The following is an 8,149-nucleotide window of genomic DNA, read 5'->3' as shown; positions in this document are numbered from 1 at the left end:
ATGAACCGTCGGAACGTCCTGAGAACGGTAGGTGTGATGGGTGCCATCGGCACGTTCGGGTTGCCCGCATTCAGCGGCGGCGTCGCTGCCAGTTCGCACACGACCGAAACGCTCTATCTCACGGATTCCGGTGGTGATAATTCCGGAAACTTCCTCGGCAAGCTCTACTCGGTCGACCTCGATAGCTCCGTCTCGCCGCCGCGAGCTAATCTCGTGCTACTGGAAGATCTGACTGACTCCGACTTCGGGCAAGTCGATGCGATTGCTGCGTCGGTCGACGGCGCGACCATCTACATGGTCGATAAGAATAGCAAACACCTGGGTACCTACGACGTGGGCAACGACTTGTTCAAAGACGAAGGCCTCATCAGCGGGCTCCCCGGCGGCGTCGTTCTGGCGTCCTACTCTCCGGCGGGCACGCTGTACGTCGCAAGCCAAGACGATAACACGCTCTATACCATCGATCCTACCGGCCCCACCGCGACGTCGTTCGTCACGGTAACCGGCGCAGACATCCAAGGGGCGGACATCGCATTCGACGCCGATGGAGTGCTGTACCTCTACTCCAGTGGCGATCAGGAGTTGTACACCGTCGACTACGATCAAAGCAGCGGGACGTTCGGCGAAGCGACGTCGGTCGGTGTGACCGGCGACTTCTTCACCGGGCTGGCGGTTCGGGACGCCGGAGCCGGCGATCTGGTCGGATCGAACACCACGCGCGACGAGATCGTCGTCGTCGACAAGGCTAACGGTGCCCAGGGCACCGCCTACGAGATGTATCTCGATGGCTCTCGATACGCCTACGGCTTCGGTGACATGACCGTGGGTGCCCTCGACGTCTGCGACGAGTGCACGAGTGAGGACCTCCTCGCGAAGTACGAGTTCGCCTGTATCGAAGAAAACGACAACGGCGAATGTGTCGACTACGACTTCGTCTTCGAGAAGGGCGACGACACCCTCGTGACCTACGAACCGGGTAGCTTCATGAGCAAGGACGACGAGGCATTCGAGCCCGTCTCCGCGACCTTCGGCACGGACTACTGCACCGTTTACGCGGTGGTCAAGGCCGGACAGGAACTCGAGGTCCAGGAACTGGTCGCCGATGACGGAGAGGTCACCGCCGAGTACGTGGACCCCCACGCCATCAGCTTCGTGGCGTTTTACTGCACGGAAGAGGCAGCACAGGACGCCGCGGATGCCTTCCCCTCGAATGGGAAGGGCAAGGGCAACTAACAGCGGTCCCGAGACGCACTCCGGTCGAGCGCTCTCGTTCGTTTTTATGCGGTACCGTCGTTCATAACAGCTGCTAGCTCTGTTTTGAGAGATTCGTACCGCTCGGCTACGGAATACGGCCTGAAGCAGTTTCGTCCGCACAATCGTGTCGGTCGATTTCCTGATACGGACCGTTGTAACGATTTACCGTCATCGCCGACCTGTACTGGCGATGACCGGTAAAAGACTACAACGGTCCGTATGAACGAAGGAGTCGAACGACTAACGTCTTTTAAATGAACAGCCCGATGAGCAACAGCAGTACGAGTACCAGCGCCACGGCGGCGCCCGCCGCGAGGTGTGGATTCTCCAGCGGTTTGCGGTAGAAGGGCATCGCCTCGTACTCCTCGCGGAACGTCTCGCGGTTCGATTCGTCGAAGAAGTACTTCGTGGCGAAGAAGAACTCCCCCGTGACCGCACAGCCGGTACAGACCGGCTCGCCGGTGAGGCGTTCCTCCTTGGTGTGGGCCTCACAACTGATGCTGCCGCAGTTCTCGCAGTAGGTGTAGGTGGCGGCCTCGGCGCCGGCGGTGTCACAGTGGACACAGCGACGAACCCCGTCCTCGCGGGCCACATAGCGGTTGCCGGCGGCGGCGTACGCGTAGCGGTGGGCGTACTCGCCCAACTCGACGCCGGCGTCGACGCGGGGGACGTAGAGCGGGTCGGTCCGGCGGACAGCCACGTCGCTCGGAGCTGGACGGCAGTCCCTGTGATAGGTGACGTTGTTGTCGCCGGTGTAGGTGACCGTCGTCTCCAGCAGGTCACAGAGCCGTTCGGTCGCCCACTCGCGGTATTCGGTCTCGGTCCGGTCGAAGCGTTCGGCCTCGCCGCCGTGGCGCCGCTGGGCGGCTTCGAGGGACGCCGTTTCGACACCCGTCAAGTCGACGAGGTCCGAGGCGAGTCGGGGGCCGCCGCGGTCGGCCTCGACGACGAGGTGGTCCCGGCGGTCGATGCGGTGGATGACGCCGACGCTGGTCTCGAAGGTGGCGCGGGTGACTGCCTCGATATCGACGACGGGCCGGTAGACCACGTCGTAGTCGGGTGCCGGGAGGTCGCTTCGTGAGGGGGCGTTGTCGACGTCCTCGAAGACGTCCACGAGGACCGTCTCGGGGTCGCCGACGGGGAGGGTCTCCTCGCAGACGATCTCGATGCGACCGTTGTAGAGGTCCATTCCCGCCGCCTCGCCGAGGTCGCGGAGGTCACTTCCGTCGACGAGGTCGATAGGGTGTGGGTCCCCGCGGCGTTCGAGGCGTTCGGCGTACTCCTCGGCGGGGTCGGTAAAGCGGCCCGAGGTGACGACCATGCCGCGTTTCGGGCCGTCGTGGTCGAAGGTGGCGACGGCCGAATGGAGCTTCTGGACGACCGGCCGGGAGACGGCCCCGGTGTGCTTGCACTCGACGACGTAGGCGGTGTCGCCGTCGTACATCGTGATATCGCGTCCCTCGTCGGCGACGCGAGTGGCGACCCGCACGTCGTCGTAGTCGTGGGCTCGGAACAGCGAGGCGACTGCGTCCTCGAACTCGTAGCCCGAAAGCTCGTCCAGCAGCGTCACGACCGGCGTTCGAACGGCGGGGACCAAAAGACCGCCGGCCGACTCGCGGTTCGTTACGCGCCGGTCGTCACGTCGACCTGTATGGCCTCGCCGTCGGCGGGTTCCCACGCCGTCGGATCGACGAGGACATCGTCGACGGAGAAGGCGAAGTCAGTGCCGGCCTCACGCTGGTCGTAGGTGGTTCCGTCGATGGTGAGGACGTGGAAGCCCTCATCACGGTCGTAGGCGAACTGTGGCAGCAGGTCGAGTCCCTCGCCGACGGTGACCCGTTCGTCGCCCTCCATGTACCACTTGCCGTCGCCGTCGTGGAGATGGAACGCTATGGACTCGTCGGCGTGTTCGGACTGGAAGCGGTCCGCGGTGAGGTCGAACGGGTCGCCGTCGATGCGGATACCGAGGTCGCCGCTCGCCGAGACGTGGTCGCCCTCGACGGCGGGCTGTTGGCTCCCGGTCGTCGTGACGGCGACGAGCAACGCGTCGCCGTCCTGCAGTCGGTAGGCGCTCGGGTCGACGACGCTGCCGTCGACGAAGGCGGCGAGTTCCGTGCCGGCCGACGACGCGTCGTAGCTGGCGTCGTCGATTTCGAGGCGGCGATAGCCATCCTCGCGGCCGTAGGCGAAATTCGGGAGTAGATCGAGGCCGTCGGCGACGGTGACGCGCTCGTCGCCCTCCATGTACCAGTCGTCGTCGCCCTCGTGGAGGTGGAACGCGATGGACTCGTCGGCGTTTTCGGACTGGAAGCGGTCGGCCGTGAGGTCGAGGGCCTCCCCGTCGATACGGACGGCGATGTCGCCGGACGCCGAGACCCGGTCGTCGTTCACCGACCGCATGCTGCATCCGGCAACGGCGCCAGCGAGGCCGGCCGTTCCCGCGAGGAACGCACGGCGTTGCATATCCGGCCGCAGGGGCGACCGACGCAAAACGGTATCGTTCGTTCGCGAGGCGGCGTTCGTGAGAACCGTTTTGCTCACGCACGCGTTAGCGACGCCTATGGACCGGCGAACGTTCCTCCGAACCGGCCTCGCTGCCGGCGTGGCCGCGACCGCGGGGTGTTTCGGCGGCGACCGACCGGAGGCCGCCAACGAATACGGTTACGAGACGACGAGCACCGACGACGGCGTCGAGGTCCCGCTGGTGCCCCTCGACGATGCCATCGAGTGGTACCGCGAGGACGACGGGACGGTCTTCGCCGACGCTCGAAGCCCGACCGCCTACCAACGGGCCCACATCGCCGAGGCCGTCCTCAGTCCCGCGCCGGACGGCCAAGACGGCGAGGACCCGCTTGCGGACCGCTCAACCGATACCCGCATCGTCACTTACTGTGGCTGTCCGCACCATCTCTCGGCGATGCGCGGCGGCACGCTCATCGAGAACGGCTACGTCCACACCTACGCCATCGACGAGGGCTTCAACGCGTGGATCGACGCCGGCTACCCGCTGGCGGGACAGGCGGTCGAACAGCGGCCCGACGTCTACGAGATTCGCGGGCGAACCGACGCCACCCACGCTGGCGAGTACGCGTGGGCGCGCCACGACCCGACGGGCCAGCGCGAGGCGGTACCCATCAACGAGAACGGAACCTTCGACCTCGAAATCCGGTTCTACGACGTCACTCGTGACTCCGACATCCGGCTGACGACGCCCGCCGCCGAGACGGTGCAACCGCTCGGGCAACTACTCGGAAGCGTCGTTCGTTTATAAAAAGGACAGGTCGCGTTCGGAGTCGGGTCGCGGTTACAGGCCGATGTTGACCGCGTAGGGCCACGTCGCGCCCGCGAGTGCGAGAAACGCCAGCGCGGCGCCGGCGCCGTAGACGTTCTTGAGGAATCCGGTCATCTCGTTTTGGGCCTCCTCGCCCTCCTGATTCCAGAAGTCGTGCATCGTGATCGCCGAGACGACGAGGAACAGAGCGATAGCGCCCGCGCCGATGGCCGGGAGAACGCCCGTGATGAGCGAGAGGCCACCGAAGACCAGTAGTCCGCCGCTTCCGAGGACCGAGGCCTTCGGCGCCGGCAGCCCCTTGAACTGGGCGTAGCCGGTCATGTCCTCGGCGTTCAGGAAGTGGTTGAGCCCCATGAACGCGAGGATGCCGCCGAAGAGGACGCGCGCGATGAGGAACGCGATGTCGGCCCCTGCGGTCTCGAACATCAGGCGACCACCTCGGTCGGCGTGGCGCGGTCGGCAGGCGATACAGCAGTCATTTCGATAGCTGGTTTCATTACGTTACTTGGTTGGAGATAGAACCTATATATTCGTTCGCCGACATGAGCACAACCAGGTAACACCGATGTCCGCGAGAGACGGTAGCACAGAGATCGAACCCGAAAACCGCTATACGCGGTCGCCGAAGAGCCCGCCTTCGAGCGTGAATCCGCCGCCCTCGCCACCCTCACCGCCTTCCTCGTCGACCTCGTCGTAGTCCCCGCGACGCGCTCGGATCCACCACTCCACAGCCCCAGCGCCAGCGAGAACAGCCGCCAGTAGGGGCAACACGACCACGAGCAAGGAGACCACGAGTTCGGACCCATCGGCGACCAGCGGCTGGAGGTACGCGAGGTCGACCAGCAGGTAGGCGGCGAGTCCGAAAAGCGGCGCAACGAGGCCGAACCGCCGATTCAGCGCGACGGGCACGCCGACGAGCACGAGCGCGATGCCGAGGACGTACCACAGGGTGAGCAGGAGATCGACGGATTCCGGGAGCGCCGACGGTGCGCCGGTCTCGATGCGCCACAGCGGGAGGACCGCCCGAAGCATGAACACGCCGAAGTAGACGACGGCCGCCATCACGCCGACCGAAAGCGCACGGAAAGCCGCCTCCGAGGGCGGATTCCACAGGCGACCGAACCGGGCCCGGACGAGCAGTTCGGCGAGGCTGGCCACCACGACGAACGGACCCATGACGAAGATTCCGACCAGCAGTTCGCCGCCGTGCCAGCCGAGCGCGCCGGGAAGGACGGCGAAAACCCCGACGAGCAACAGCGGTGCCGCGACGCCGTGGCGGGCAGCGAGATAGGCCGTCCCGCCGCCGACGGCGAAGGGGACGACCGCGACCGCCGCAGCCACCAGTATCGACCCGTAGGCCACGCCGGGCGTCGGCGGAACACCGACGAGGTCGAGGACGAACGCGTACGCGAGCGCCAGCGCGGCGGCGAGGACGCCGACACCCCCACCGACCAGTAAGGCCCTATCGCGGTCCATGCCGGCACTCCGGCGGGCGAGTATATAAAAGTCGGACGCGGACTGGCTATCGGGCAGGGGTCGTCGCGCCGCAGACCTGACAGACGCTGGCGGGACGGCCATCGACCAGTTCCGCGCGCAGTTCGTCCCCACCGCAGTCGGGGCATTCGGGCGTCCGCTCGGCGTCGCAGTCCGGACAGACCAGTCGCTCACCTCCGTCGGCGAATTCGAGCGCCATCGTCTCGGCCTCGCAGTCGTGACAGCCGACCGGCACCCGGAGTTCGTCGGTGTCGGCGGGCGCGCCGACCGCGAGGACGACGAGTCGCTCGTCGGCTTGGTTCGTGCAGGACTGGAACTCGCCGGGCGCGAAGCGGACTGCCTCATCCTCCGTGACCGATCGTTTCCCGTCCAGCCTCTCGAAGGTCGCCTCGCCCGACAACACGACGAACACCTCCTCCTGATCCGGATGTGCGTGCAGGCCCGCGATGCGCTCGCCCGGCGCGACGACGTAGTGGTTGAGAGCCACCGCTTCGGCCCCCAGCACCTTCCCGAGACCCCGCCGCTCGATACCGGCGTACGACGCCACGTCACACGTGTCGAGGCTGACCTGCTCCATCGGGGATTGTTCCCGCCGCCGTATATATAAATCATCGCCAGCGAGGGAGAGAGGCCGCAACTGGCAGGACTCTACTTCCGCTGTGCTTGGCCAGCGGTTAATATTCGCCCTCCGGAGACGCCGCGTATGGAGACGACCCGCCACTTCACGGCGACCGTCTACGTCGTCAACGACGGCGCCACCGCCCTCCACGAACACAAGCGCCACGGCATCCGCATCCCACCCGGCGGCCACGTCGACCGGGGTGAACTCCCCCACGAAGCCGGGTTGCGAGAGGTGCGCGAAGAGACCGGCCTCCAGCCGACGCTACTCGACGACAGGCCCGGAGTTCCCGGGTCCGAGGGTGAAGCCCTGCCGAACCCCCGCCACACGCTTCTCTACGACATCAACGAACACGACGGCGTCGTCGGCCACCAGCACATCGACCTCATCTACTACGCCGAAACCCCGAGCAGGGATATCGACCCCGCGGGCGACGAAGCCAGCCCCGAGGCGTGGGCGTGGTACACCCCCGAGGAACTCCGAGCGTCGGGTATCGCCGAAGACGTCGCCAGCATCGGCATCGACGCCATCGAAACCGCCGACCGATAGGCCCCGTGGCGTCCGTCTTCAGTGGTTCTCTTGGCGTTCTAAGACCGCCGCTCGCGGGTCACTTCGTTCCCCGCTCGCAATCGTGGTCCTCCCTACAGTCGGACCACGCCCCCGACGCCCTTTTCATACCTCCCCATCTACCCTGAATCGATGAAGGCGCTCACGCTCGGTCCCGAAGGCACGTACTCCCATCGCGCGACGCAGGCGGTCGCCGACGAGATAGATTTCGTCGAGTCGGTGACCAGCATCGTCGAGGGCGTCGCCGGCGGCGAGTACGAACGCGGTGTCGTCCCCATCGAGAACAGCATCGAGGGGTCCGTCACCGAATCGCTGGACGCGCTGGCGGACCGCAACGTCGCCGTCGTTCGCGAGATCGTCACGCCGATCAAACACGCCCTGCTCGCCCAGAACAGCGAGTTCGAGATCGTCGCCAGCCACCCACAGGCGCTGGCGCAGTGTCGTGAATACCTCGCCGAAGAGTACCCGAGCGCCAAAACCGAAGCCGTCGCCTCGACGGCCCGCGGCGTCGAGCGCGCACGCGAAGACCCTACGGTCGCGGCCATCGGCCACCCCGAAAACGCAGGTGACGATCTGCAGGTCCTCGCGCAGGGCATTCAGGACAGCACCTCCAACGCCACGCGCTTCGTCGTGCTGGCGCCCGAGACCGAACGCTCCGACGCCGGCGGCAAGTCCACGGTCATCGTCTATCCGAACACCAACTACCCCGGCCTGCTCCTGGAGATGCTCGAACCGTTCGCCGAGCGGGACATCAACCTCTCGCGCGTCGAGTCCCGCCCCAGCGGCGAACGCCTCGGCGACTACATCTTCCACTTCGACTTCGCGGCCGGCCTCTACGAGGAACGGGCACAGGAAGCCATCGAGGAGTTGCGCGGACTCGCCGAGAACGGCTGGGTGCGCGTGCTGGGCTCCTACGACACCGA

Annotated in this window: 9 protein-coding genes; 4 read left to right on the top strand and 5 right to left on the bottom strand. The window is 66.0% G+C overall.

Going from position 1 to position 8,149, the window contains the following annotated elements:
• Nucleotides 1-1,233 (top strand): hypothetical protein (locus V5A53_RS10895; protein WP_332313638.1); only part of this gene is annotated, 1,233 nt, incomplete at its 5' end.
• A 271-nt stretch (nt 1,234-1,504) separates the two neighbouring features.
• Here the strand turns inward: V5A53_RS10895 and V5A53_RS10890 are convergent.
• Together V5A53_RS10890 and V5A53_RS10885 are read right to left on the bottom strand one after the other, a co-directional pair.
• Nucleotides 1,505-2,824: a restriction endonuclease gene (locus V5A53_RS10890; RefSeq protein ID WP_332313637.1), complete on the bottom strand. Its 1,320-nt coding sequence runs from the start codon at nt 2,822-2,824 to the stop codon at nt 1,505-1,507.
• A gap of 53 nt (nt 2,825-2,877) precedes the next feature.
• Nucleotides 2,878-3,717 (bottom strand): hypothetical protein, encoded by an 840-nt coding sequence (locus tag V5A53_RS10885; RefSeq protein WP_332313636.1) that lies wholly within the window; start codon nt 3,715-3,717, stop codon nt 2,878-2,880.
• 97 nt (nt 3,718-3,814) lie between these two features.
• On the opposite strand from V5A53_RS10885, the gene V5A53_RS10880 reads away from it, so the two are divergent.
• A complete protein-coding gene (locus tag V5A53_RS10880) occupies nt 3,815-4,525 on the top strand; it encodes a rhodanese-like domain-containing protein (protein ID WP_332313635.1) in 711 nt (236 codons plus the stop codon).
• A gap of 33 nt (nt 4,526-4,558) precedes the next feature.
• Here V5A53_RS10880 and V5A53_RS10875 read toward each other — a convergent pair whose 3' ends face one another.
• From V5A53_RS10875 to V5A53_RS10865, 3 genes are all read right to left on the bottom strand, one after another.
• Nucleotides 4,559-4,972 carry a DoxX family protein gene (locus tag V5A53_RS10875; RefSeq protein ID WP_442928691.1) on the bottom strand — a complete coding sequence of 138 codons (414 nt, stop codon included), beginning with the start codon at nt 4,970-4,972 and terminating at the stop codon, nt 4,559-4,561.
• A 183-nt stretch (nt 4,973-5,155) separates the two neighbouring features.
• Complete coding sequence (locus V5A53_RS10870) at nt 5,156-6,022, bottom strand: hypothetical protein (protein ID WP_332313634.1); 867 nt, start codon at nt 6,020-6,022, stop codon at nt 5,156-5,158.
• 46 nt (nt 6,023-6,068) lie between these two features.
• Nucleotides 6,069-6,617 (bottom strand): cupin domain-containing protein, encoded by a 549-nt coding sequence (locus tag V5A53_RS10865; RefSeq protein ID WP_332313633.1) that lies wholly within the window; start codon nt 6,615-6,617, stop codon nt 6,069-6,071.
• 126 nt (nt 6,618-6,743) lie between these two features.
• On the opposite strand from V5A53_RS10865, the gene V5A53_RS10860 reads away from it, so the two are divergent.
• On the top strand, nt 6,744-7,208 hold the full coding sequence (locus tag V5A53_RS10860) for an NUDIX hydrolase (RefSeq protein ID WP_332313632.1): 465 nt from the start codon (nt 6,744-6,746) through the stop codon (nt 7,206-7,208).
• Between the two features lie 150 nt (nt 7,209-7,358).
• The coding region (pheA, locus tag V5A53_RS10855) for a prephenate dehydratase (RefSeq protein WP_332313631.1) at nt 7,359-8,149 on the top strand (791 nt) is incomplete at its 3' end.

The organism is Natronomonas sp. (genome assembly GCF_036625485.1).
Lineage (GTDB): Archaea > Halobacteriota > Halobacteria > Halobacteriales > Haloarculaceae > Natronomonas.
Note: the sequence above shows the minus strand (reverse complement) of the source record. Positions and strands in the feature narration are given on the sequence as shown.